The 22884-nt window shown below is 72.6% G+C and carries 23 protein-coding genes; 12 read left to right on the top strand and 11 right to left on the bottom strand.

Features of this window, described 5'->3' with window-relative positions:
* Positions 1 to 3: 3 nt before the first annotated feature.
* Entirely contained in the window at positions 4 to 471 is a 468-nt protein-coding gene (locus tag EKO23_RS00230) for an SNARE-associated domain-containing protein (RefSeq protein ID WP_134712882.1), read from the bottom strand.
* A complete protein-coding gene (locus tag EKO23_RS00225) occupies positions 468 to 1079 on the bottom strand; it encodes a CDP-alcohol phosphatidyltransferase family protein (RefSeq protein ID WP_134712880.1) in 612 nt (203 codons plus the stop codon). The genes EKO23_RS00230 and EKO23_RS00225 overlap by 4 nt, the downstream gene beginning before the upstream one ends.
* A 343-nt stretch (positions 1080 to 1422) precedes the next feature.
* On the opposite strand from EKO23_RS00225, the gene EKO23_RS00220 reads away from it, so the two are divergent.
* Together EKO23_RS00220 and EKO23_RS00215 are read left to right on the top strand one after the other, a co-directional pair.
* Positions 1423 to 2316, top strand: a complete 894-nt coding sequence (locus tag EKO23_RS00220; protein WP_167880258.1) for a sensor histidine kinase — start codon at positions 1423 to 1425, stop codon at positions 2314 to 2316.
* Positions 2313 to 2972, top strand: coding sequence for a response regulator transcription factor (locus EKO23_RS00215; protein ID WP_134712876.1), 660 nt, complete (start codon positions 2313 to 2315; stop codon positions 2970 to 2972). Before EKO23_RS00220 ends, EKO23_RS00215 begins: the two co-directional genes overlap by 4 nt.
* A 113-nt stretch (positions 2973 to 3085) precedes the next feature.
* On the opposite strand, the gene EKO23_RS00210 is transcribed toward EKO23_RS00215, so the two are convergent.
* Positions 3086 to 3655, bottom strand: a complete 570-nt coding sequence (locus EKO23_RS00210) for an O-methyltransferase (RefSeq protein WP_134712874.1) — start codon at positions 3653 to 3655, stop codon at positions 3086 to 3088.
* Positions 3656 to 4073: 418 nt separating this feature from the next.
* On the opposite strand from EKO23_RS00210, the gene EKO23_RS26370 reads away from it, so the two are divergent.
* The 4 genes from EKO23_RS26370 to EKO23_RS00195 all read left to right on the top strand — a co-directional run bounded on the left by EKO23_RS26370 (position 4074) and on the right by EKO23_RS00195 (position 8272).
* Positions 4074 to 4199, top strand: a complete 126-nt coding sequence (locus EKO23_RS26370; protein ID WP_281280824.1) for a hypothetical protein — start codon at positions 4074 to 4076, stop codon at positions 4197 to 4199.
* Between the two features lie 9 nt (positions 4200 to 4208).
* Positions 4209 to 5276 (top strand): 3-isopropylmalate dehydrogenase, encoded by a 1068-nt coding sequence (locus EKO23_RS00205; protein ID WP_134712872.1) that lies wholly within the window; start codon positions 4209 to 4211, stop codon positions 5274 to 5276.
* A gap of 86 nt (positions 5277 to 5362) precedes the next feature.
* Positions 5363 to 6442: a branched-chain amino acid aminotransferase gene (locus tag EKO23_RS00200; protein WP_134712870.1), complete on the top strand. Its 1080-nt coding sequence runs from the start codon at positions 5363 to 5365 to the stop codon at positions 6440 to 6442.
* A 117-nt stretch (positions 6443 to 6559) separates the two neighbouring features.
* Positions 6560 to 8272, top strand: coding sequence for a serine/threonine-protein kinase (locus tag EKO23_RS00195; protein WP_134712868.1), 1713 nt, complete (start codon positions 6560 to 6562; stop codon positions 8270 to 8272).
* A gap of 107 nt (positions 8273 to 8379) precedes the next feature.
* Here EKO23_RS00195 and EKO23_RS00190 read toward each other — a convergent pair whose 3' ends face one another.
* Complete coding sequence (locus tag EKO23_RS00190) at positions 8380 to 9024, bottom strand: MerR family transcriptional regulator (RefSeq protein WP_134712866.1); 645 nt, start codon at positions 9022 to 9024, stop codon at positions 8380 to 8382.
* A 261-nt stretch (positions 9025 to 9285) separates the two neighbouring features.
* Between EKO23_RS00190 and cimA the strand changes: the two genes are divergently transcribed.
* Entirely contained in the window at positions 9286 to 10866 is a 1581-nt protein-coding gene (gene cimA / locus EKO23_RS00185) for a citramalate synthase (protein WP_134712864.1), read from the top strand.
* Between the two features lie 15 nt (positions 10867 to 10881).
* Here the strand turns inward: cimA and EKO23_RS00180 are convergent, their stop codons facing one another.
* A complete protein-coding gene (locus EKO23_RS00180) occupies positions 10882 to 11499 on the bottom strand; it encodes a TetR/AcrR family transcriptional regulator (protein ID WP_134712862.1) in 618 nt (205 codons plus the stop codon).
* 91 nt (positions 11500 to 11590) lie between these two features.
* On the opposite strand from EKO23_RS00180, the gene EKO23_RS00175 reads away from it, so the two are divergent.
* Positions 11591 to 12139 carry an NADPH-dependent FMN reductase gene (locus EKO23_RS00175; RefSeq protein WP_134712860.1) on the top strand — a complete coding sequence of 183 codons (549 nt, stop codon included), beginning with the start codon at positions 11591 to 11593 and terminating at the stop codon, positions 12137 to 12139.
* Between the two features lie 98 nt (positions 12140 to 12237).
* Here EKO23_RS00175 and EKO23_RS00170 read toward each other — a convergent pair whose 3' ends face one another.
* The 4 genes from EKO23_RS00170 to EKO23_RS00155 form a co-directional block, all read right to left on the bottom strand.
* Positions 12238 to 15336 carry a M14 family metallopeptidase gene (locus tag EKO23_RS00170; RefSeq protein WP_134712858.1) on the bottom strand — a complete coding sequence of 1033 codons (3099 nt, stop codon included), beginning with the start codon at positions 15334 to 15336 and terminating at the stop codon, positions 12238 to 12240.
* Positions 15337 to 15432: 96 nt separating this feature from the next.
* Complete coding sequence (gene bioD, locus EKO23_RS00165) at positions 15433 to 16125, bottom strand: dethiobiotin synthase (protein WP_134712856.1); 693 nt, start codon at positions 16123 to 16125, stop codon at positions 15433 to 15435.
* Positions 16122 to 17261 carry an 8-amino-7-oxononanoate synthase gene (locus EKO23_RS00160; protein WP_134712854.1) on the bottom strand — a complete coding sequence of 380 codons (1140 nt, stop codon included), beginning with the start codon at positions 17259 to 17261 and terminating at the stop codon, positions 16122 to 16124. The genes bioD and EKO23_RS00160 overlap by 4 nt, the downstream gene beginning before the upstream one ends.
* Entirely contained in the window at positions 17258 to 18592 is a 1335-nt protein-coding gene (locus tag EKO23_RS00155) for an adenosylmethionine--8-amino-7-oxononanoate transaminase (protein ID WP_175582640.1), read from the bottom strand. The genes EKO23_RS00160 and EKO23_RS00155 overlap by 4 nt, the downstream gene beginning before the upstream one ends.
* A gap of 46 nt (positions 18593 to 18638) precedes the next feature.
* Here EKO23_RS00155 and EKO23_RS00150 point away from each other — a divergent pair, with 46 nt between their 5' ends.
* Genes EKO23_RS00150 through EKO23_RS00135 form a run of 4 tightly spaced genes read left to right on the top strand, consistent with a single transcriptional unit; the run spans position 18639 to position 21205 of the window.
* Positions 18639 to 19463, top strand: a complete 825-nt coding sequence (locus EKO23_RS00150) for an arylamine N-acetyltransferase family protein (RefSeq protein WP_134712852.1) — start codon at positions 18639 to 18641, stop codon at positions 19461 to 19463.
* Complete coding sequence (gene bioB / locus EKO23_RS00145) at positions 19456 to 20451, top strand: biotin synthase BioB (RefSeq protein ID WP_134712849.1); 996 nt, start codon at positions 19456 to 19458, stop codon at positions 20449 to 20451. Before EKO23_RS00150 ends, bioB begins: the two co-directional genes overlap by 8 nt.
* 26 nt (positions 20452 to 20477) lie before the next feature.
* The gene (gene bsaP, locus EKO23_RS00140) at positions 20478 to 20672 is read left to right on the top strand and encodes a biotin synthase auxiliary protein BsaP (protein ID WP_134712848.1); all 195 of its coding nucleotides are present in this window, start codon (positions 20478 to 20480) and stop codon (positions 20670 to 20672) included.
* Positions 20669 to 21205, top strand: coding sequence for a GNAT family N-acetyltransferase (locus tag EKO23_RS00135; RefSeq protein WP_134712846.1), 537 nt, complete (start codon positions 20669 to 20671; stop codon positions 21203 to 21205). The genes bsaP and EKO23_RS00135 overlap by 4 nt, the downstream gene beginning before the upstream one ends.
* Positions 21206 to 21226: 21 nt before the next feature.
* On the opposite strand, the gene EKO23_RS00130 is transcribed toward EKO23_RS00135, so the two are convergent.
* Both EKO23_RS00130 and EKO23_RS00125 read right to left on the bottom strand, forming a co-directional pair.
* Positions 21227 to 21841, bottom strand: coding sequence for a VOC family protein (locus tag EKO23_RS00130; protein ID WP_134712844.1), 615 nt, complete (start codon positions 21839 to 21841; stop codon positions 21227 to 21229).
* Positions 21842 to 21881: 40 nt separating this feature from the next.
* Positions 21882 to 22826: a GlxA family transcriptional regulator gene (locus tag EKO23_RS00125; RefSeq protein ID WP_134712842.1), complete on the bottom strand. Its 945-nt coding sequence runs from the start codon at positions 22824 to 22826 to the stop codon at positions 21882 to 21884.
* Positions 22827 to 22884: the final 58 nt, after the last annotated feature.

Raw genomic sequence — 22884 nt, 5'->3', positions numbered from 1 at the left:
GGGTCACGACAGCGCCCAGGCGGCCGGCAGCACCAGGACCGCGAACCGCACGACACGTCCGAGCAGGCAGGCCGCGGCGAACTCCCACCGGCGCTGGCCCGAGGCGCCGGCCGCGAGGCTCACCGCGGCGAGTGGTGGCATCCCGACCGTGGCCGAGGCCAGCACCACGGGCAGCCCGGTCCGGCGCGAGCGGAGGCACGTGCCGATTCGTTCGCGCCACGCGGACGCCCGCCCCGCGCTGCGCTGCGCGAACCGCCTGGCCAGGGGGCCCGAGCCCTGTCGGGCGGCCTCGAACAGGGTGAGCTTCCCGATCGTCTGGCCGGCGGCCAGGGCCACCACCACCGCGGGCGCGACCGCGGGCTGCATCCGCGCGGCGACGACGATCGCGTACGCCTCGGCGTTCACCGCCGGGACCAGTGCCGAGACCGTCCCGAAGAGCAGGGCGGCCCCGCTCTCGATCGCGCCGTTCACAGGCCGTGCGCCTCGATCAGGTGGACCACGCGCACGGAGGACCAGAGCTTGACGGCGACCACCAGGAGTGCGACGACGAGGGCAACACCGTTGAGTCCGAGGGCCACCGCGCCGATGACGCCGGCGCTGTTGGCCGCCTTGCCGGCCGGCGACCAGTTCAGCTGCCAGACGCGACGGTCGACGACGTGGAAGTAGTTCGGGCTGACCACGGGCCAGCACAGGAACGACAACGACAGCATGGCGTCGAGGACCATGAACGAGAGGAGGAACACCAGGGCGACGGGCGTGACCCCCGGCACCATCGAGACGAGCCCGGCGCACAGGACGGCGACGCAGGCGCGGTCGCTCACGATGTCGAAGACCGCGCCGGCGCGGGTCTCCTGCCGCAGCCGGCGCGCCGACCAGCCGTCGAGCAGGTCTCCCATCCAGAAGATCGCGTAGGCGACCACGGCCAGGGTGAGGCTGCTCGTGGCTTCGGCCAGGACCCCGAGCGTGACGGCGGTGACGGTGCGGACCAGCGTGACCAGGTTCGGCAGGGTGGCGAACGGCCCGACCCGGAGGGTGGGTGCCGACGCGAGCACGGGGGTTGCGGGACTGAGCGTGACCATGCGGTTCACGGTGATGTGCGGGCGCGTTCGCGGGAACCGCCCCGGGTCCGGTCTTCGGGGTGGTCCGGCACCGTCGTCCGGGGGCACCCGGTACCCCGGTACCGATTCGGTCCACCGAGGGCGACAGGATCGCGGGACGTCGCCAGACTGGCAGGGTGAGCGTGCTGCGGACCTGGGTGGGGGACCCGTACCTGGTACGGCGGGTGACCTACGGCGTCTTCGGGGGCGCGGTCGTCGTCTCGCTCCTGGCCGCGGTCGCCCGGGGGACCACGTCGTACGCCGTGTCGGCGGTGGTGCCGGTCGTCGTCGTGCTGTCGCTGCCCAGCCGCCACTGGCGGCGACGGTGCTCGCGGCGGGCGCGCTGGTTGTCGCGACGTTCAACGGGAACAAGTCCGAGTCGCTGTGGCTCGCCGTCGCGGCCCTGGTCTTCGGGTCCGTGGCCGAGGACGAGCACGAGATCCCCTGGGTCGGCTGGGTGGGCGGACTCGTCGGGGCGACCCTGTCCCTCGTGTTGCTGGACGAGCCGAGCGTCGCGCCGTTCGTGGGCACGCTGGTGGGCGGCGGGGCGGGGATGCTGCTGCGCTCGCGGCTGGGCACCATCGAGCTGGCCCGGGAGGCCGAGAAGCTGCGCGACCAGACCGCGTGGCTGGAGCAGCGGACCACCGTGGCCCGTGAGCTCCACGACGTCGTCGGGCACCTCGTCACGGCGATCGTGGTCCAGGCCGAGGCGGGTCAGGTGAGCGACCCGGCCCAGGCCCTGCGCTCCATCGGTGACCTGGGCCGGACGGCGCTCTCGGAGCTGGACTCCCTGGTGGTCCACCTGCGGGACCCCAGCAGCGCGTTGTCACTGTCCGCGCCACCACGGCTGCTCGACATCGACGAGCTGCTCGCCGAGCCGCTGCGACGGCAGGGCGTCACCGTCAGCGTGCAGGTCGCGTCGGATCCCGGCCTGGACGAAGGTGGAGTGCTGACGGTCTACCGGATCGCGCAGGAGGCCCTCACCAACGTGGCCCGCCACGCTCGCGCCCACCATGCGTGGGTGGACCTGGAGCGGGCCGGTGACGAGGTCCGGCTCCGCGTCAGCGACGACGGCGTCGGACCCGCGCACGTGCCCGGACCCGACTCGGGGCTGGTCGGGATCGACGAGCGGGTCACCGCCCGCGGCGGCACCTGGGAGCTCACCGAGCGCCCAGGCGGCGGCACCGTCCTCGACGTCACCCTGCCGGTGTCGTCATGACCGGTGGCACGATCCGCGTGGCTGTCGTCGACGACCAGCAGCTGGTGCGGGACGGCTTCGCGCTCATCCTCGGCTCCCAGCCCGACATCGAGGTGGCCGTGCAGGCCGAGGACGGGCGCCAGTTCCTCGACGCGGTACGCGCTGATCCGCGCGTGGACGTGGCGCTGGTGGACATCCGGATGCCGGTGCTGGACGGCCTGGCGGCCACCCGGGCGCTCGCTGCGGTGCCCCATGCGCCGGCGGTGATCGTGGTGACCACGTTCGACGACGACGCCTACGTGCTCGACGCGATCGCCAGCGGCGCCCGTGGCTTCCTCCTGAAGCGGTGCAGCGGCAAGCAGCTCGTCGACGCGGTACGGGCGGTGGCAGCCGGCTCCTCGATCCTGTCGGCCGACGTGACCGAGGCGGTCCTGGCCCGGGTCCGGGCGGCCGGTCCGGCGCTCCAGGCCGACCTGACGCCGTACGCACTGACGGCGCGGGAGCTCGACGTGCTCGCCCTGGTCGGCGCCGGCCTCAACAACGCCGAGATCGCGGCCCGGCTGCACCTCTCGATCAGCACCGTGAAGTCGCACGTCACCAACGTGCTCGCGAAGACCGGGAGTCGCGACCGCGTGCAGGCGGCGATCCTCGCGCTCCGCGCCGGGCTGAGTCCCTGATCGGTACGTCGGGCGACCTGACACCGCAGCTTGACGGGCAGTTCCTGCAGTTGTCGGCCGGAATTCTGCCTGTCATGTGCAGGATTCCCCGGTCGACCGGGGAATCCCGCCGGCTACCGCTTCGTCGCGATCAACGCCGACGCGTCGGGCGCGATCATCACCTCGACGGCGGTGAACCGCTCGTCGGTCAGCCAGGACTCGCGGAGGGTGTCCACCCGGCCCTGGAAGATCGGGGGCCAGGTCTCGCAGGGCGTGAAGTCGTCGAGGACCACGATCCCACCGGGCTCGATCAGGTCGACGATCGAGTCGACGCCGACCGCGGAGGGCTCGCCCGAGTCGAGGAAGAGCAGAGAGAACGGACCCTTGTCGAGCAGGGTCGACCAGTCGGCGGCGAGCACGTCGACCTGGTCGTCGTCGGCGAAGATCTCCTGCGCCGCCTCGGCCAGGGTGGGGTTCAGCTCGGCGGTCAGGATCCGGGTCTTGTCGTCGCGCACCCCCGACCGCAGCCAGGCGGTGCCGACGCCGCAGCCGGTGCCGAACTCGGCGACCGTGCCCTCCCGGGTGGCGGCCAGGGTGGCCAGCAGCCGCCCGGTCTCGTTGCGGCAGAACGACACGTAGCCGGCCTTGCGGCACACGTCGAACGCCCGGTTGACGATCGGGGGCAGGTCGGGTGGGGCACTCATGTCTCGGAGTCTCTCATTCTGGTCTGACGATCTCGCATCGTGGACGAAGGTCGGAAACCGGTCGCACGACCCGCGACCACGCCGTACCCTCTACCTCATCATGCGGAGCGTCTTCGTACTTATCGAGTGCCGCGGCGAGGCCCAGCAGCGATAGCTGCCAGTGAGGCCACCTCGCCGCGGTGTTCGGCGTTGGCGAAGGTCTCACAGCACATCCGAAGATGCCTCCGCGGCGGGTACGCCGGCAACACAGCGCGATCCGCTCCCTTCCGGTCCTCTGGTGACCGAACCCGACTCCACGTGACCCGTGGGCTGGTTCTCTCCCTCCCGCCGCGGGGCCTCTTCGACCCGAGGTACGTCGGCGGCCCGCCGGCGCTCCTCGACAGCAGGAGCAACCACGCACACGCAAGGAGAGAGAACGATGTACGACATGTACCCCGAGTGGGGCCCGGCCAGCCACGACCCGGAGAACCCCAACAGCTACGAGGCGGTCCAGGCGGCGCTTGACCTGCGAGACAACGGCGGTCCGCGTCCCGACGACAACTAGCCTCGGCGCATGACCTCCCCCGACTCGAACGCCACCCACACCCTCGCCGTCATCCCCGGTGACGGCATCGGTCCCGAGGTGACCGCCGAGGCCCTCAAGGTCCTCGAGGCGGCAGCCCCGGACGGCGTGAAGTTCGAGCCGACGCGCTACGACCTCGGCGCCGAGCGGTACCTCGCCACCGGCGAGGTGCTCCCCGACAGCGTCCTCGCGGAGATCCGCGAGCACGACGCGATCCTGCTCGGTGCGGTCGGCGGCAAGCCCGGAGACCCCGACCTGCCGCCCGGCATCCTCGAGCGCGGCCTGCTGCTGCGGCTGCGGTTCGAGCTCGACCACTACGTGAACCTCCGACCCTCCCGGATCTACCCGGGCGCGGAGTCGCCCCTCGCGAACCCGGGGGAGGTCGACTTCGTGGTGGTGCGCGAGGGCACCGAGGGGCCCTACACCGGCAACGGCGGCGCGCTCCGCGTCGGTACGCCGGCCGAGGTGGCCACCGAGGTCAGCGTCAACACGGCGTACGGCGTCGAGCGGGTCGTCCGCGACGCGTTCGCGCGGGCGCAGAAGCGGCGCAGGAAGCTCACCCTCGTCCACAAGACCAACGTCCTCGTCCATGCCGGCAGGGTGTGGTCACGGATCGTGGCGGAGGTCGCCCCGGAGTTCCCGGAGGTCACCGTGGACTACCTGCACGTCGACGCGGCGACGATCTTCCTCACCACCGACCCGTCGCGCTTCGACGTGATCGTCACCGACAACCTCTTCGGCGACATCATCACCGACCTCGCCGCCGCGATCACCGGCGGCATCGGCCTGGCCGCGTCCGGGAACATCAACCCCGACCGGACCGCGCCCTCGATGTTCGAGCCCGTGCACGGCTCCGCACCCGACATCGCCGGCCAGCAGAAGGCCGACCCGACCGCGGCGATCCTGTCCGGGGCGCTGCTGCTCGACCACCTCGGGTACCCCGACGCCGCCGCGGCGGTCGAGGCGGCGGCCATCGCCGACCTCGCCGCGCGCCACCCGGGGGCCACGCGCCGCACCGCCGAGGTCGGCGACGCCATCGCGGCCCGAGTAGGCGGCTGACAGCCCTCGCCAGACCTTCCGACGCCGGGCACACTCGAGTGTGCCCGGCGTCACTCATTTCCCGAACGATTGGATAGCGTGAGCCCATGCAGATCAGCACCACCGCCAACCCCAGTCCGGTCGACGACGCGCGGCTGGCCGAGATCCTGGCGGCACCCGGTTTCGGCACCCACTTCACCGACCACATGTTCACCGTCGAGTGGACGCCCGGCCGGGGCTGGCACGAGGCCCGCATCACGCCGTACGGCCCGCTCACGCTGGACCCGGCCACCGCGGTGCTGCACTACGCGCAGGAGACCTTCGAGGGGATGAAGGCCTACCGGCACGACGACGGGTCGATCTGGACCTTCCGGCCGGAGCAGAACGCGCAGCGCATGGTGCGCTCGAGCCACCGGCTGGCGTTCCCGGTGCTGGAGCCCGACGACTTCGTGCAGGCGGTCGACGAGCTGGTCCGCGTCGACCAGCGCTGGGTGCCCGACGGCGAGGGCGAGGGCGAGAAGAGCCTCTACCTCCGGCCGTTCATGTTCGCCTCCGAGACGTTCCTCGGGGTGCGGCCCGCGCAGCACGTGACGTTCATGGTGATCGCCTCCCCGGCCGGCGCCTACTTCAAGGGCGGCGTGAAGCCCGTGACCCTGTGGCTCACCGAGGAGTACACCCGGGCCGGCCGCGGCGGCATGGGTGCGGCCAAGACCGGCGGCAACTACGCCAGCTCGCTGGTGGCCCAGCAGGAGGCCATCGACCAGGGCTGCGACCAAGTCGTCTTCCTCGACGCCCAGGAGGGGAGGTACGTCGAGGAGCTCGGCGGGATGAACATGTACTTCGTCTTCGACGACGGCCACATCGTGACCCCCGAGACCGGCACCATCCTCGAGGGGATCACCCGGTCCTCGATCATCGAGCTCGCCGGCAAGCTCGGCCGCCAGGTCGAGGAGCGGAAGCTCGGCATCGACGAGTGGCGTGAGGGCGTGACCAGCGGCGCGATCACCGAGATCTTCGCCTGCGGCACCGCCGCGGTCGTGACCCCGGTCGGGTCGCTCAAGTGGGACGGCGGCGAGGCCCCGGCCCCGGCGTCGACCGAGCTGACCCTGCAGATCCGCCAGGCCCTCGTCGACATCCAGTACGGCCGCGCCGACGACGCCTTCGGGTGGATGCATCGCGTCGTCTGACCCCACCGATCGGTCACGAACCGCAGCTTCCTGTCCCAGATCCGTGCGGTGTGGTCCCCGACCGCGACGTCTGCGCGCCGAGATGGCCCCGGGCGGAGTCGCAGGTAGCCTCACAGCGTGACGACGTCCCCGCAGGCTCCCGGCCCGATCCGGGTCGGGCCCTACCGCCTCCTCACCCGCCTGGGTGAGGGTGGCATGGGCGTCGTCCACCTCGGCCAGGCGGCGGACGGTCGCCGGCTCGCGGTGAAGGTGCTGCGCCCCCACGTGGTGGGCGACGACGAGGCCCGTGCCCGGCTGGCGCGCGAGGTGAGCTCGCTGAGCCGGGTCCGCAGCCCCCGGGTGGCCGAGATCATCGACGCCGACCCCTACGGCCCCATCCCGTACGTCGCCACCCGCTACGTCCCGGGCCCCTCGCTGACCGACCACGTCACGGAGGAGGGGGCGATCAGCGGCCCCGACCTCGCGTGGTTCGCCCGGGCGCTGGGGGAGGCCCTCGACGCCGTGCACGCCGCCGGCGTCCTGCACCGCGACATCAAGCCGTCCAACGTGCTGATGGAGGGCCGCACCCCGATCCTCATCGACTTCGGCCTGGCCCGGGTCGCCGACGACGTGCGGCTCACCCGGACCGGCTGGCTGCTCGGCACGCCCGGCTACATCGCGCCCGAGGTGCTCGAGGGTCATGACCCGGGGCCGTCCGCCGACGTGCACGGCTGGGCGGCCACCGTCGCGTACGCCGGCACCGGGCGGCCGCCGTTCGGGCGCGGCCCGTCGATGGCGGTCATGGACCGGGTCCGCCGGGGCCAGCACGACCTGGCCGGCCTCGACCCGCGCCTGCTGCCGCTGGTCACCCGCGGCCTGGACCCCGAGCCGTCCCGGCGGCCCTCGCTGCACGAGGTGCTGCGCTCCCTCGGTGGCGTGCCCACGGCGCCGCTCGCCCCGCCCGACGAGGGGCCGCTGACCCAGCCGCACGACCTCGAGGGACTGCTCTGGTCGCTCGGGCCGGAGACGACGCGGCGCGCCGGCGAGGCGCTGACCGCGGCGGCGCCCACCGCGGAGGCACCCGCCGTGGCCGCCCCCGAGCCCGTGGCCGCGCCACCCGAGCCGGAGCCGCCGATCTGGCGGGACCAGGGCTGGCAGGACCCGACCTGGGACCCGGACGAGACCGCCGCCACCACGCCCGGCTCGTTCGAGCCCAACGCCACGCCGTACCAGCAGCCGCCGCCGGCCGACTGGGAACCCCAGCGCACCTCCGCCACCGAGCGGTTGCGCCGCGGGCTGGTCGGGCTCGGCGCGATCGGCGCGGTGGCCGCGGGAACCGCCTACGCGCCGTACCTCACCTGCGTCGCCGTGGCTGTCCTCGTGGTCGGGCTCCGCGCGATCTCGCTGACCGGCTCCCGGGCGACGGACCGGCGGGTGCTGCGCGGGACCAAGTGGTACGACGGCGTGCAGACCTCGTTGTCGGCTCCCTGGTTCCTGGTCGCGTCGCTCCCCGGCTCGCTGCTGCTGCTCGTCTACGCACTCTCGATCGCGGGCAGCGTGGCCCTGGTGTCCGTGGCAGCAGGCCTGCGCACCGTGACCGCCCTGGGTGCCATGGGTGTGCTGGTCGGCGTGCTGGTGTGGACGGGTCCCGGGGGCTCCCGGGTGCGCTCACCGCTGCGCCGGCTGGGTCGCTCGACCGCGCGGGACCCCCGGGTGTGGGTGGGCGTGCTGTTCGTGCTGGTGCTCGCGACGTGCGCCGGGCTGGCGTTCGCGATCGACGCCGGCACCGACTGGACCCCGGCTCCGGACGCGCCCTGGCAGGGTGACGGCTGGCTCGGCCGACACCTCTGACGTCGAACGCCGACGCCTGACGTCGGACTCCGACCGAGAACTCTGGGGTCGATCTCTGGGGTCGATCTCTGGGGTCGACCGCGTGCCCGCGGCCCCGCGGCGGCGGGTCAGGCCTGCGGGATCGACACCCGCGGCCCAGGGATGCGGGAGCCCCGACGGGCGGTCTGGTTCTCCACGGCGAGCCGGTGCAGCGCAGCGAACAGCGACTCGTAGATCGCGCTGGAGATCGCCGCCACGACGGGCTTGTCGACGTCGTCGGCGTCGGAGATCACGTCCACGTCGTTGCGGGCCACGTGCGAGGCCGCCTCGGCGTACACCTTGAGGCGCTCACGGGTGGCGGACTGGCCGACGTTGTCGAGCGCGTGCAGCGCCTGCGCCAGGGGAGGCAGGTGCGGGGAGTCCTGGGCGATGCTCCAGCCGAGGTCGTCGACGAGCGTGCGGGCGCGGGTCAGGTCCTCGTCCTCGACGTGGTCGACCTCCGGGCTGATCGCCTGCTGGACGAGCGCCACGCTCTTGGCCGGGTCCTGGGTGGGGAGGTCCATCGCGTCGAAGACCCGCTGGATGTCCGCCAGGGGGAGGCGGCCCACCTCGAGCAGGGCGCGGATCAGCTTGAGGCGCTCCACGTGGGAGTCGTTGTACTGCGCCTGGGTGGCACTGGTCGCTCGCCCCGGGTGCAGCAGTCCTGTGCGCAGGTAGAACTTGACGGTACCCACCGGGAGGCCGGCGAGTTCACTCAGCTTGCTGATGCGCATGGCGGTGTCCCCTTTGTGATGCTTCCCCCTGGTTTGGCAAGCATAGAGCGCTACGCCGGTGCCCCGTCACCGGAATGACCAAGCCCGGTGCCCGATTTCTGAGATCGGGCGCCTGAGGGTCACGGCACCATGGCACACTCGTGTCATGCAGTTCCCCAGCATCATTCCGTAGCGCGTCGCGACCCCCGGTCCCGACGCGCAGCCTCTCGTTCCCACGAGGGGCTTTTTTGTTGCCCGACCAGCACACGAAGCGAGAACGAGATGGACCTCCAGGGTTCCTTCCACGTCTACGACACCACCCTGCGCGACGGGGCCCAGCAGGAGGGGCTCAACCTCTCCGTGCAGGACAAGCTGGCCATCGCCCGGCAGCTCGACGAGCTCGGGGTGGGTTACATCGAGGGTGGCTGGCCCGGCGCGAACCCGCGCGACACGGAGTTCTTCCGGCGCGCGGGGACCGAGCTGGACCTCCGGCACGCGCGGCTGGCCGCGTTCGGGGCCACCCGGCGGGCCGGCGTGCCGGCGGCCGACGACCCGCTGGTCGCCGCCCTGCGCGACTCCGGGGCCTCGGTGGTGACGCTGGTGGCGAAGTCGCACGACCGGCACGTCGAGCTGGCGCTGCGGACCACGCTCGAGGAGAACCTCGCGATGGTCCGCGACACCGTCGAGCACCTGCGGGCCGGGGGCCAGACGGTCTTCCTGGACGCCGAGCACTTCTTCGACGGCTACCGGGACAACCGGTCCTACGCGCTGGAGGTGCTGCGGACCGCGGCCGAGGCCGGCGCCGAGGTGGTCGCACTGTGCGACACCAACGGCGGGATGCTGCCTGGCTGGGTCTCCGAGGTGGTCCACGACGTCATCGACACCACCGGTGTCCGGGTCGGCATCCACTGCCACAACGACACCGGCTGCGCGGTCGCGAACACGCTGGCCGCGGTCGACGCCGGCGCCTCGCACGTGCAGGGCACGATCAACGGGTACGGCGAGCGGACCGGCAACGCCGACCTGGTCGCGGTCGTCGCGAACCTCGAGCTCAAGCTGGACCGCCAGGTGCTCCCGTCCGGCCTGCTCGGCGAGGCCACCCGGATCGCGCACGCGGTCGCCGAGGTCACCAACGTGCCGCCCGCCTCCCGCCAGCCGTACGTCGGCACCTCGGCGTTCGCGCACAAGGCCGGTCTGCACGCCTCGGCGATCAAGGTGGACCCGAACCTCTACCAGCACCTCGACCCGGTCGCGGTCGGCAACGACATGCGGCTGCTGGTCTCCGACATGGCCGGACGGGCGTCGATCGAGCTCAAGGGTCGCCAGCTCGGCTTCGACCTGACGGACGAGAAGGAGCTGGTCACCCGGGTCACGCAGCGGGTCAAGGAGATGGAAGCGCGGGGCTTCACGTTCGAGGCCGCCGACGCCTCGTTCGAGCTGCTGCTGGTCGAGGAGGTCGAGGGCGCCCGGCCGTCGTACTTCGAGATCGAGTCGTGGCGGGTGATCACCGAGACCAAGCCCGGGGACGAGGCGATCTCCGAGGCCACGGTCAAGCTGCACGCCGGGGGCGCGCGGATCGTGGTGACCGGCGAGGGCAACGGCCCGGTCAACGCACTCGACCACGCGCTGCGCGAGGCGATCGGGCAGGCGTACCCGGAGGTCGCGAAGTTCGAGCTGATCGACTACAAGGTGCGGATCCTCGACCAGGGCCACGGCACCGACGCGATCACCCGGGTGCTCATCGAGACCAGCGACGGTGCCTCCTCGTGGGTGACCGTCGGCGTCGGCCACAACGTCATCGAGGCGTCCTGGGGGGCGCTGGTCGACGGCGTGACGTTCGGGCTGCGCCGGCACCAGGTCTGAGCCGGGTCGTCCGCCTCAGGAGGGGCCGGGGACCCCTGTGGGGCGGACGACCCGGCGGACCAGGTCGGTCCAGGCGGCGTCGACCCGCTCGAGGTCCATGCCCTCGATCCGCACCTGCCGGTCGAGGATCACCGCCTCGAGTGGCGCCAGCAGCGCGGTGGCGAGCATCGGGAGGTCGCCGTCGACCTCGAGCGCGCCGAGCAGGTAGCGCACGTGCATCGCCGCGAACGAGCGGGCGGCGTACGACCGTCCGAAGGACTGGCTGGCCGCCTCGATCAGCTCGCCGTGCGTGACGTTGAGCCGCAGCCGGGACCGGCCGAAGGCGAGCAGCCGGTCGAGCGGTTCGGCGCCCGGGCCGAGCGGCGGGGGGCCGGAGATGACCTCGTCCTGCCAGGCCGACTCGGAGAAGTTGAGCAGTGCCGCCATCAGCCCGGCCCGGTTCTCGAACCGCCGGAAGACCGTGCCCTTGCCGACCCCCGCCTCGACCGCGACCGCCTCCATCGTGACCCCGGCAACTCCGCACCGTTCGACGAGGGCGCGGGCGGCGACGAGCAGGGCCACCCGGTTGCGGGCCGCGTCGCTGCGCTCGTGCACCGGGCCGCCCTCGATCAGCGGCAGCATCCGGTCGGTCATGTGAGGAGGGTAACGGTGGGAATGAAAGCGGACCATGGTCCGGTTACGGTCTGTGCATGGTCCAACGAACCCCCTGAGGAGACCAACCCCCATGACCGACACCCGCGTTCTCGTCCTCGTCGGCAGCCTCCGCGCCGACTCGCTGAACCGCCGCATCGCCGAGACGATCCGGGACCAGGCGCCGGCCGGCGTCTCTGTCGAGATCGTCGACGGCCTCGAGCAGCTGCCGTTCTACAACGAGGACCTCGACGGCGCCGACGCGCCCGCCCCGGCCGCCGCGCTGCGCACCCGGGTCGCCGGCGCGGACCGCGTGCTCGCCGTCACCCCCGAGTACAACGGCACCATGCCCGCCGTCCTCAACAACGCCATCGACTGGCTGTCCCGCCCGTTCGGCCAGGGCGCGATCAAGGGCAAGCCGTTCGCCGTGGTCGGCGCCACCCCGACGCCGTACGGCGGCAAGTGGGCGCACGAGGACACCCGCCGCTCCGCGCGGATCGCCGGCGCCGCGGTCGTCGAGGACGTCGTGGTCTCCCAGTCCGCGCTCGAGGGCGACATCCTCGCCGACCCCGAGGTGGTCGGCCGCCTGGTCGCCGCCGTGCAGGCCCTGGCGGCGTACCAGCCCGAGACCGCCGCCGCCTGACCTTCCCCAACCCGACGCACGGATAGTCCCAAACGTTCGGGGGGTTCGACGCCGTTGGCGACCCCTCGATCGTTTGGGACTATCGCGATTTCAGGGCATCAGTCGAGCAGGTGGTCGAGGGCCCGGGCCATCACCTCGTTCCGCTGGGCCGCGGTCGTGATCCCCTCGAAGCCGAAGCCCAGGAGCAGCGAGTGCGGCGTGCTGATCGTCGCGCCGACCGGGAAGCCGGACGCGTCGGTGCGGACGAAGTTATTCGCGTTCGGGCCGCTGCCCTCCGGCGGGCCGGTGACCGCCCACCCGTCGAGCCCGGTCTCGAACGACGCCGTGGTGCCGTTCGGCTCCGTGATGTCGTCGAGGAACACGCCGACGCCCTGGGTGCCCCAGTCACTGGCGTAGGCGATCGAGACCTCCACGGTCTGCCCGGCATAGCCGGACAGGTCGATCCGCCACTGCTGCCAACCCGCCGAGTTGCCGCTGGCCGCGTTCCACGCCCCGGTGCTGCCGGTCGGAGCGCACGTCGCACTCTGGTAGTGATTGAGCTGCGGGTGCAGGTCACGCCAGCCGGACGCACAGCTCTCCCCGGTCGCCTGGCTGGTGTGGCCGTTGGCGTCCGGCAGCGTCGTCCAGTTGGTGCCGCCGGCCGTCCGCGCCTCGACGAACAGGAAGTCCCAGTCCGCCTCGGTGTTGTACGACGTCCAGAACGACACGTTGCCGCCGCCCGCGGGCACCGCGACCTCCTTGGTCAGCCGCTTGTAGGACACGTCGGCGATCTGCGAGTAGACGTAGTGGTCGCCGGTGTGCGGGGCGAACGGTCCTCCGGGCTTGTCCCAGCGGGCCGACGGCCAGCTCTCGAACTGCTTGAACTCGTCGGGCGGCAGGATGCCGCTGGTCGAGACGAACGACGACGTGATGTCCTGGTTGTCGGCGCTGTCGCCGCCGTTGAGGGTCCAGTCGAAGCCGTCGAACGGCTCGTCGGTCCCGGTCAGGCCGAACGCGTCGCCGTTGTCGTCGATCCCGTCGCCGGGGATGGGGACGTATCCACCGAACCAGTACTGGATCACGTCGTTGGTGTTGTCGCCGGAGCCGCGCAGCGGCAGGCAGCGGCGCGGGTCCCAGCCCGGTGGGAACGGCCCGGCCGCCGGCGGGCAGGGCTCCTCGCCCTTGGGGTCGTAGCGCTGGGTACCGACCGTGGCTCCGGTGTACTGCCCGCCGGCCACGTCGCCGGTGAAGAGCACCTTGCCGCCCTCGTTCATGTAGGCGCGCGACTCCAGGGCGAGGTCCAGCGCGAGCCGGTCGACGTTCCCCGCGCCACGGCCGGCGGTCCGGGTGACGAGGTCGTCGCCGGTCTCCCAGATCACCGCGTCGTAGTGGCTGAGCACGCCCAACGCGTCCGGGGCCGTGCGTCCCTCCTTGTCGACGTCCCACACGTCGGCGTCCTGGCCGTTGGCGGCCAGCGCGTCGGTGTAGTAGTCGACGTAGTGCGGCCCGGGGGTCTGGACCGGCGAGGCGCCGGTGTAGTCCTCGGCGGCGACCACGAGCACCCGATGGCCGGTCTCGCTGACCGCTTTGTAGGTGAAGTTGCCGCCGCTCTGGCCGCCGCCCTCGAACCAGACGTCGACCGTGTCACCCGGGTCGGTGCCGGTGACCGTGCCCCGTACCTGGTGGTAGTACGTCGAGGTCATGCCGTAGCGCGACCCGCCGTCCCACTCCGAGGTCCCGGCGGACTGCACCGCCCCGCCGTTGATGCGGTACTTCACGGTCACAGCGCCCAGGCTCCTCTTGGCCAGGACGGCGACCGTCTGGGGGTCGCCGTACGACTTGTCGAAGCTGAGCTGGACCGCGGGCAGGCCGCTCTTGTAGGCGTCCTCGGACTCCACATAGAACGGCTTGGTCTTGATGCCGGTGACCGTCTTGGGGTTGTCCGGCGTGGTCGCGGAGTCGGCGACCGACTTCGCGAACGGCAGGTTGCGCTGGAACTCCTCCTGCACCAGTGCCGGGTCGTCCGGGAAGACGAACCCGCAGCCGTCGCAGCCCGGCGAGAGCTCGGGCGTCCAGGCCAGGGTGCCGTCGGCCTCCTGGGCGTAGCCGTCGATCTCGCCGTTCGTGACGTAGAGGACGTCGGAGCTCAGGCCGGGGTGGAAGCCCTCGATCGCGGGCTTGTCCAGGTTGCCGGACATGGCGTAGTAGATCGGGTCGTCCGCGGTCGGCGTACCGATCTGCCACCCGTCGTTGTAGAGCAGCCAGCGGCCGTTGGAGTGGTAGTTGACCATGAACTCGAACTTGATCCGGCCGAACAGGTCGACCATCGCCTGGGTCTCGGGCTCGGAGGCTTCCGAGGGCCCTCGGTAGGTGTCGCTGGAGGTGATGGGCGAGGAGCCCTCGTTGTCGTAGCCCCAGTGCGAGGGGAAGTTGCGGTTCGGGTCGACGCCGTCGCCGACGGTGATCTGGCCGTCGCCGTTGTTGTCGCGGAGGTTCTTCCGCCACAGCCGCTCGGTGTCGAAGGTGTACTGGTAACCGTCGGGGTTGAGCACCGGCATGAACCACAGCTCGGTCGACTGCAGTAGCTTGCGGACGTCGCGGTCGTTGGACCGCCAGCCGTCGACGTAGTAGTTCATCAGCCGGCGGCTGACCTCGGTGGCGATCCACTCACGGGCGTGCTGGGTGGCGCTGAAGAGGACTGCCGGACGGGACCCGTCGGCCTGGCCCCGGGCACCCTGGGTGAGCTTGATCGCGAGGATCTCGCGGCCCTGGTGGGTGGTGCCGACCTTGACCAGCTTGGCGATGCTGGGGTTGTCCCGCGCCACGGCGTACATCTGGTCTCGGATGCCGCCGGGCTCGTCGTACGACTTCCAGACGGTGTAGCCGCCCACGGCCTCGGCGGCCGCGAACTGGCGGACCGTCTTGCCGCCCTTGACCCGGGTGAGGGCCAGGTCGACACCCTGGCCACGCAGCTTCGCTGCCTGGCCCTTGTCGAGCACGAGGTCGACCTTCACCTTCGCGCCGTCCGGGCGCTGCCCGGAGACATCCAGGCCCTGGGCCGCCAGGTCGGCAACCTGGCCGGCGGCAACCGTCGCCGTGTAGGCGTCGAGCGGGTCCTTCTTGGGCGCCGCAGGGGGCGACCCCGAGGCGGAGGTCAGGCCGACGCAGAGCGCGGCGACGACGAAGGTGACGAGTACGGCGATGAGCGAACGACGCATGGTGGCCCTCCAAGTGACGTGACCTAGGTCACATTGGCACTGGCTGGGAACGACCGCAACCCAAGGAAACGGGACGATCTTCGGACAGAGGGCGGCTCAGACGTCCGGAAACAGCCAATCCGGCGAGTTGGAAAGAAACTCTTCCTGTTCCAGTCGACCGGCTCCCGCGGGCAGCACGGCCAGTACCGGAAGCCCGGTGACCCGCGGCAGGTCGGCCCGGTTGCAGGACTCGGCCAGGTCGGGCTCGGCGGGCCACGAGCCGATCACCAGCCCGGTCGGCTCGAGCCCCCGGGCACGCAGCGCACCGACCGTGAGCTCGGTGTGGTTGAGCGTGCCGAGCCCCGCCCGGCAGACCACGACCACCTCGACCACAAGGTCCCGCGCGAGCTCCGCGGCGAGGTCGAGGAGCGTGCCGCCGTCGGCGTCGAGACGGACCAGCAGGCCGCCGGCGCCCTCGACCACCACGGTGTCGTGGAACTCCGCCAGCACCCGGATCCGGTCCGCGTGCTCGGCGACCGGCGGAATCGTGACGCCCTGCCGCCGGGCGGCGGTGTCGGGAGCGAGCGGCTCGTCGAGGGCGGTCAGCTCCTGGACTGCGCACCCGGTGAGCCGGTGGACGGTGTCGGCGTCGCCCTCGTCGTCGTACCCGGGGCCGATGCCGGTCTGCACGGGCTTCACCACGATCACCGAGCCGGACTCACGGGCCCGGGCGGCGAGCGCGGCCGTCGCCACGGTCTTGCCCACGCCGGTGTCGGTGCCGGTGACCACCACGATCCTGCCGTGGGTCATCCGGTGTGCTCCTTGACGACCCGGGTGATCACGTCGACCGCCTGGGCCCAGTCGGCGTCGCCGAGCCCGGCGCCCACCGTGATCCGCAGCCGGCTCACCCCGTCCGGCACCGACGGCGGGCGGAAGCAGCCGACGCGTACGCCGTGCGCCAGGCAGGCGGCCTGGGCGGCGACCGCGACCTGCGGGGTCGGCATCGGCACGGACAGCACCGCACCCGCGGGCAGGTCGTCGACCCCGAGGGCCCGGCCGAGCTCGGCGACGCGACGATGGACGAGCGTGGCGAGGTCCGGCTGCTCGCGCAGCACCCGGAGCGCCTCGAGCGCGGCCGCCGCCGGCGATGGTGCCAGTGCGGTGTCGAAGATGAACGGCCGGGCGGTGTTGACCAGGTGGTCGACCAGGGCGGGGGAGCCGAGCACCGCTCCGCCCTGGGCACCCAGCGCCTTGGACAGGGTCGCGGTGACGACGACGTTCGGGTGCCCGGCCAGGCCGAGCTCCCGGACCAGCCCGTCGCCGTGCGGCCCGCGCAGGCCCAGGCCGTGCGCCTCGTCGACAACCAGGAGCGCGTCGTGCTCCGCGCAGGCGGCGACGAGCGCGGCCAGCGGCGCCGCGTCGCCGAGCACGGAGTAGACGGACTCCGCGAGCACCAGTGCTCGCCGTCCGTCGGCACCGGTGAGTGCCGCGCGGACCGCGTCGACGTCGTTGTGCGGGACCACGACGATCTCGGCCCGGGACAGGCGGGCGGCGTCGATCAGGGAGGCGTGGATGTGCGCGTCGGACACGACCAGCGCCGAGCGGTCGGCGAGCGCGGTCACCACCGAGAGGTTCGCGTGGTAGCCGGTCGAGGTGACCAGCGCGGCCGGCCAGCCGAGGAAGTCGGTGAGCGCCCGCTCGAGGTCGGTGTGCACGGCGAGGGTGCCGGTGACCAGGCGGGACGCTCCGGCGCCGGCGCCCCACGTGCGCGCCGCCTCGGCCGCCGCCTCACGCACCCGCGGGTGCCGGGCCAGGCCGAGGTAGTCGTTGCCGGCCAGGTCGAGCACCGGCTCGTCGGGTCCGTGCGGCACCAGCGAGCGGGTCAGCCCGGCCGCGTCCCGCGCGTCTGCCCGCTCGGCGAACCAGTCGTCCCAGGAGGTGTTCATCCCGCGACCGCCGCCGCGAAGATCGCCTGGCTGATCGTGGCCACGTCGTCGTCGGAGGCGACGTACGGCGGCATCGTGTAGACGAGGTTGCGGAACGGCCGCAGCCACACGCCGTGCTCGAGCGCCGCGTCGGTCGCCTTGACCACGTCGACCGGGTGGGTCAGCTCGACCACGCCGACCGCACCGAGCGTGCGAACGTCGGACACCTCGGGCAGCGTCCGGCACCCGGCCAGCCCCTCGGTGAGGCCGCGGTGGACGCGTGCCACGTCGTCGCGCCAGGCGCCGGTGGCGAGCAGGTCGAGGTTGGCCAGGGCGACTGCGCAGGCCAGCGGGTTGCCCATGTACGTCGGCCCGTGCATGAGCACGCCCGACTCGCTGCCGGCGATCCCGCGGGCCACCTCGGTGGTGCACAGCACCGCGGCCAGCGTGAGGTAGCCCCCGGTGAGCGCCTTGCCGACGCAGAGCACGTCGGGCCGGACTCCTGCGGCGTCGGCGGCGAAGAAGGACCCGGTGCGCCCGAACCCGGTGGCGATCTCGTCGAGGACGAGCAGCAGCCCGTGCTCGTCGGCGACCTCGCGCATCACCCGCAGGCAGGCCGCGGGGTAGGCGTGCATGCCGCCGGCGCCCTGAAGCAGCGGCTCGACGATGATCCCGGCCAGCTCGTGGGCGTGCTCGGCCGCGGCTGCGCGGAAGTCGGACTCCCACTTCTCCAGGCGGGCGGCCCGGTGCTTCGGCGAGACCAGCTCGGCGTACACCGGGGACGCGTCGGGGTCGGCCGGCGGTCGCTCGGCGAAGACCTGCTGCGGCAGCACCGCCCGGAACATCGAGTGCATGCCGCCGACCGGGTCGCACACGCTCATGCAGCCGAACGTGTCGCCGTGGTAACCGCCCCGGACCGTGAGCAGCCGGGTCCGCTCGGGCCGCCCGGTGCCGCGCTGGAACTGCAGGGCCATCTTGATCGCGACCTCGACGCTCACCGAGCCGCTGTCCGCGAGGAACACGTGGTCCAGACCCTCGGGGGTGACCTCGACCAGCCGCTCGGCGAGCCGGACCGCGGGCGCGTGGGTGAGGCCGCCGAACATCACGTGTGCGAAGTCCGCGAGCTGGGTGCGGGCTGCCGCGTCGAGGGCGGGGTGCCGGTAGCCGTGGATCGCCGCCCACCACGACGACATCCCGTCGACCACCTCCCGACCGTCGGCCAGCCGCAGCCGGACGCCCTCGGCCCCGGTGACCACGCGGGTCGGGGTCGGGCTGGTCAGGGAGGTGTAGGGGTGCCACAGGTGCTCGCGGTCGGAGGCGAGCAGGGAGTCGGCGTCCAGCAGGTCGGTCATCGCTCCGGCAGTCTATTGAGCGCGTGCGCCCGGGCAGACTGGGTGCATGGACAACGGGACGGCGACGGCCTACCTCGACCGGATCGGCGCCACGGCGCCGGCGGCCCCGGATGCCGCCGGGCTGGCCGTGCTCCAGGAGCGGCACCTGCGCAGCGTGCCGTTCGAGAACCTCTCGATCCACCTCGGCGAGCCGATCGTCCTGGCGGAGGACGCGCTGGTCGAGAAGGTCGTCGGGCGGCGGAGGGGCGGCTTCTGCTACGAGCTCAACGGGGCGTTCGGAGCGCTGCTGCGGCATCTCGGGTACGACGTCTCGCTGCTCGCCGCGCGGGTGCACGGGGGCGGCGCGCTCGGACCGCCGTACGACCACCTGGCGCTGCGGGTCGACCTGCCGGAGGGGCCGTGGATCACCGACGTCGGGTTCGGCCGGTTCGCCGCCCGCCCGTTCCGGCTCGACGTCCGCGACGACCAGCCCGACCCGGCCGGCACCGTCCGGGTGGTCGACGCGGGCCACGGCGACGTGGACGCGCTGCTGGCGGGGGAGCCGCAGTACCGCCTGGACCTCCGGCCGCGGGAGCTCGACGAGTTCGTGGCCACCTGCTGGTACCACCGGACCAGCCCCGACTCGCCCTTCACCCAGGCGGTCACCTGCTCGCTGCCCACCCCGACCGGCCGGGTGACCGTCACGGACCGCACGCTGATCACCACCGAGGACGGCCGGCGGAACGAGCGGGAGATCTCCACGGGTGACGAGCTGCTGGCCTGCTACCGCGACCTGTTCGGAATCGTCCTCGACCGGGTGCCGGTCCTGTCCGGTCCCCGACCCGAGGTACGCCGGCCCGCGCAGGCGGCGGTAGCCTCGCCGGGTGACTGACATCCTCGAGCGCGCCCGAACGAAGGTCCTCGACGACGGGGAAGGCCTGTCGTACGACGAGCTGGTCGAGGTCCTCCAGCTGCCCGACGACCAGATCCCCGAGCTGCTGCAGCTCGCCCACGACGTCCGCATGAAGCACTGCGGGCCCGAGGTCGAGGTCGAGGGCATCATCAGCCTCAAGACCGGCGGCTGCCCGGAGGACTGCCACTTCTGCTCGCAGTCCGGCCAGTTCACCTCGCCGGTCCGGTCGGTCTGGCTCGACATCCCGCAGCTGGTCAAGGCCGCCGAGGAGACCGCCGCCACCGGCGCCTCGGAGTTCTGCATCGTCGCCGCCGTCCGTGGCCCGGACGAGCGGCTGATGTCGCAGGTCCGCGACGGGATCAAGGCGATCCAGGCGGCGGTCGACATCAACGTCGCCTGCTCGCTGGGCATGCTCACGCAGCAGCAGGTCGACGACCTCAGGGAGATGGGCGTCCACCGCTACAACCACAATCTCGAGGCCGCGAAGTCCTACTTCCCGACCGTGGTCACCACGCACTCGTTCGAGGAGCGCTGGGAGACCTGCGAGATGGTCCGCGAGTCCGGGATGGAGCTGTGCTGCGGCGGACTGGTGGGCATGGGCGAGTCGCTGGAGCAGCGGGCCGAGCTGGCCGCGCAGCTCGCCGAGCTCGGCCCGCACGAGGTGCCGCTCAACTTCCTCAACCCGCGCCCGGGCACGCCGTTCGGGGACCTGCCGATCATGGACTCCGCCGACGCGCTGCGCACGATCGCGGCGTTCCGGCTGGCGATGCCTCGCACCGTGCTGCGGTACGCCGGCGGCCGCGAGCTCACCCTGGGCGACCTCGGCACCCGCGACGGCCTGCTCGGCGGGATCAACGCGGTCATCGTCGGCAACTACCTGACCACGCTCGGCCGCGACGCGGACGAGGACCTGGCCCTGCTCACCGAGCTCAAGATGCCGATCAAGGAGCTCGCGAAGACCCTCTGAGGTCCGCGCGGGAGGGGAGCCGGTCGATGACCACGGGGAGCCCGTCGTACTGCGGTCACTGCGGCCGGCCCGCCGACGCCGAGGACCACGCCGCGTGCGCGGTCCGGCTGGCGATGGAGCCGCCGCGGTTCTGCACGCGCTGCGCGCGGCGGATGAAGGTGCAGGTCACCCCGCGCGGCTGGACCGCCGAGTGCGTCGAGCACGGGGTGCTGACGTCGTGACGTACGTCGCCACCGCGGACCGCGTCGGCATCCGTCCGGTGGCGGACACGGACGGCCCGGAGCTGGTCCGGCTCGCCGTGGAGAGCGTCGACCTCCACCACCCGTGGGCGGCGCCGGCGCGCAGCCTGACGGACTGGGAGGCCGCGCACGCCGCCCGCGACCGCCGGCTGTGGGCCGGGTTCGTGATCTGCGAGCTCGAGGACGGCGCGATCGCGGGCGTCGTCAACGTCAGCAACATCGTCCGCGGCCTCTTCCAGTGCGCGGCGCTCGGCTACAACGCGTTCGCTCCGTCGGCCGGGCGCGGCCTCATGCGCGAGGGCCTCGACCTGGTGGTCCGGCACGCCTTCGACCCGGACGGCTTGGCCCTGCACCGGCTCGAGGCCAACATCCAGCCCGACAACGCCCGCTCGATCGGGCTGGTCCGCAGCCTCGGCTTCCGCCTGGAGGGCTTCTCGCCGGCGTTCCTCTTCATCGACGGCGCCTGGCGGGACCACGAGCGGTGGGCGATCACCACGGAGATGCTCGCCGGCTGACCGGCGCCGGCGCCTGCCGCCTCAGCGCAGCTCGATCGAGCCGCGGGGACTGTCGATCCGCGCGACGAGAGCGGGCTGCCGGGCGAGGCGGACCTCGACCGCCGCGTCCACCGCTGCGAAAGGTGTCACGAGGCTGTCGGGGTCCGGGTGCTCGACGCGGAAGGACGTCAGGGCCAGGCCCGCCGGTGCGGATGCTGTCGGGTGTGGGGTGTCGCCCCAGCTGATCAGGAACGGGATCTCGCCAGCGGGTGACTCGTTCGAGGTGACGCGCCACCGCAACGTCGTGCCGTCCGGTGTGACCCGGTGAGCTTCGTAGAGGTCACCGAGGTCGTAGCCCCGGGCGAGCGCCATGCTGCGCGCGCGCTGGATGTCGTCGCACGCGAGGGCCCAGCCGACCAGGGCCGGACAGGTGAGGTCATCGAGCCCGTACGGTCGCGCACCTTCGGGGTCAGGCTGCTCCGGGTCGGGTGCGATGACTTCGAGGTAGGTGTGAGGGCCGAGCCCGAGCAGTCTGTTGCGCGTGCCCATCACGGGGTGGCGTCCACCCCCTGCGGGGCGGACGCCCGAGCGTCGCTCCAGATCGTCCACCGCGACTTCGAGGTCCGGGACCGCGTAGACGAGGTGGTCGATCAGCATGTCCCCGACGGTAGCCCGCCCCGATCCGCGATCGGTCCCCTCACGCGAGCCGGAAGGTCGTCCGGTACGCCGTCGGGGTCACGCCCACGGCGCGGTGGAAGTGCCGGCGCAGGGTGGCGGCGGTCCCCATCCCGCAGCTGGCCGCGACCTGCTCGACGGAGGCGTCGGTGCGCTCGAGCAGCTCCTGGGCCCGGGCGATCCGCTGCTGGTGCAGCCAGTCGAGTGGCGCGAGGCCGAGCTCGGCCCGCATGCGGCGCGCGAGCTGCCGGGTGCTGAGGCCGGCGTGGCCGGCGAGGTCGCGCACCGTCAGCGGCTGGTAGAGGCGGGACCGCGCCCAGGCCAGCGTGGGGGCCAGCCCGTCGGGGGTGCGCGGTCCGGCCGGCGCGGCGATGAATTGGGCCTGCCCGCCGCTGCGGTGGGCCGGCACGACCAGGCGCCGCGCGATGCCGGTGGCGGCCGCGGCGCCGAGGTCACGGCGCACGAGGTGGATGCAGAGGTCGAGCGCCGCCGTCTTGCCCGCCGACGTGAGCACGTCGCCCTCGTCGACGTAGAGCACATCGGACCGGACGTCGACCCGCGGGTAGCGGCGGGCCAGGTCGTCGGCGTGCATCCAGTGCGTGGTTGCGACGCGACCGTCGAGCAGGCCGGCGGCCGCGAGCACGAAGGCGCCGGTGCACAGGGACGCGATCCGGACACCGCGCCCGTGCGCCGTCCTCAGCGCCTCGACCAGCTCGGGGTCCGGCGCGGCGTCGGGGTCGTCGGTGGACGGGACGACCACGGAGTCGACCTCGGCGATCTCGGCGTACGACGCGGACGGCAGGTGCGGCAGCCAGGCATGCGGAGAGCCGTCGGCCGTGCAGACCACGAGGTCGTACCACCCGCGGCCCGAGGCGAGGTCCGACCGGTCGACGCCGAAGATCTCCGCGGCGATCGCTGCCTCGTACAGCATCGACGAGCGGGGCAGGGCGAGGGCGATGCGCGGCATGTCCGAAACTGTACGCCTGACGTCGTTTCGGACACTCGTCGTGCGTCGCGCGACACCC

This window comes from Nocardioides guangzhouensis (assembly GCF_004519545.1).
Taxonomy (GTDB): Bacteria; Actinomycetota; Actinomycetes; order Propionibacteriales; family Nocardioidaceae; genus Nocardioides; species Nocardioides guangzhouensis.
Note: the sequence above shows the minus strand (reverse complement) of the source record. Positions and strands in the feature narration are given on the sequence as shown.

Excerpts from the sequence above, each read along its gene's own strand:
- EKO23_RS00225 (WP_134712880.1), bottom strand. The coding sequence starts at position 1,079 with ATGGTCACGCTCAGTCCCGCAACCCCCGTGCTCGCGTCGGCACCCACC.
- EKO23_RS00215 (WP_134712876.1), top strand. The coding sequence starts at position 2,313 with ATGACCGGTGGCACGATCCGCGTGGCTGTCGTCGACGACCAGCAGCTG.
- EKO23_RS00210 (WP_134712874.1), bottom strand. The coding sequence starts at position 3,655 with ATGAGTGCCCCACCCGACCTGCCCCCGATCGTCAACCGGGCGTTCGAC.
- EKO23_RS26370 (WP_281280824.1), top strand. The coding sequence starts at position 4,074 with ATGTACGACATGTACCCCGAGTGGGGCCCGGCCAGCCACGACCCGGAG.
- EKO23_RS00205 (WP_134712872.1), top strand. The coding sequence starts at position 4,209 with ATGACCTCCCCCGACTCGAACGCCACCCACACCCTCGCCGTCATCCCC.
- EKO23_RS00200 (WP_134712870.1), top strand. The coding sequence starts at position 5,363 with ATGCAGATCAGCACCACCGCCAACCCCAGTCCGGTCGACGACGCGCGG.
- EKO23_RS00190 (WP_134712866.1), bottom strand. The coding sequence starts at position 9,024 with ATGCGCATCAGCAAGCTGAGTGAACTCGCCGGCCTCCCGGTGGGTACC.
- cimA (WP_134712864.1), top strand. The coding sequence starts at position 9,286 with ATGGACCTCCAGGGTTCCTTCCACGTCTACGACACCACCCTGCGCGAC.
- EKO23_RS00180 (WP_134712862.1), bottom strand. The coding sequence starts at position 11,499 with ATGACCGACCGGATGCTGCCGCTGATCGAGGGCGGCCCGGTGCACGAG.
- EKO23_RS00175 (WP_134712860.1), top strand. The coding sequence starts at position 11,591 with ATGACCGACACCCGCGTTCTCGTCCTCGTCGGCAGCCTCCGCGCCGAC.
- EKO23_RS00170 (WP_134712858.1), bottom strand. The coding sequence starts at position 15,336 with ATGCGTCGTTCGCTCATCGCCGTACTCGTCACCTTCGTCGTCGCCGCG.
- bioD (WP_134712856.1), bottom strand. The coding sequence starts at position 16,125 with ATGACCCACGGCAGGATCGTGGTGGTCACCGGCACCGACACCGGCGTG.
- EKO23_RS00160 (WP_134712854.1), bottom strand. The coding sequence starts at position 17,261 with ATGAACACCTCCTGGGACGACTGGTTCGCCGAGCGGGCAGACGCGCGG.
- EKO23_RS00155 (WP_175582640.1), bottom strand. The coding sequence starts at position 18,592 with ATGACCGACCTGCTGGACGCCGACTCCCTGCTCGCCTCCGACCGCGAG.
- EKO23_RS00150 (WP_134712852.1), top strand. The coding sequence starts at position 18,639 with ATGGACAACGGGACGGCGACGGCCTACCTCGACCGGATCGGCGCCACG.
- bsaP (WP_134712848.1), top strand. The coding sequence starts at position 20,478 with ATGACCACGGGGAGCCCGTCGTACTGCGGTCACTGCGGCCGGCCCGCC.
- EKO23_RS00130 (WP_134712844.1), bottom strand. The coding sequence starts at position 21,841 with ATGCTGATCGACCACCTCGTCTACGCGGTCCCGGACCTCGAAGTCGCG.
- EKO23_RS00125 (WP_134712842.1), bottom strand. The coding sequence starts at position 22,826 with ATGCCGCGCATCGCCCTCGCCCTGCCCCGCTCGTCGATGCTGTACGAG.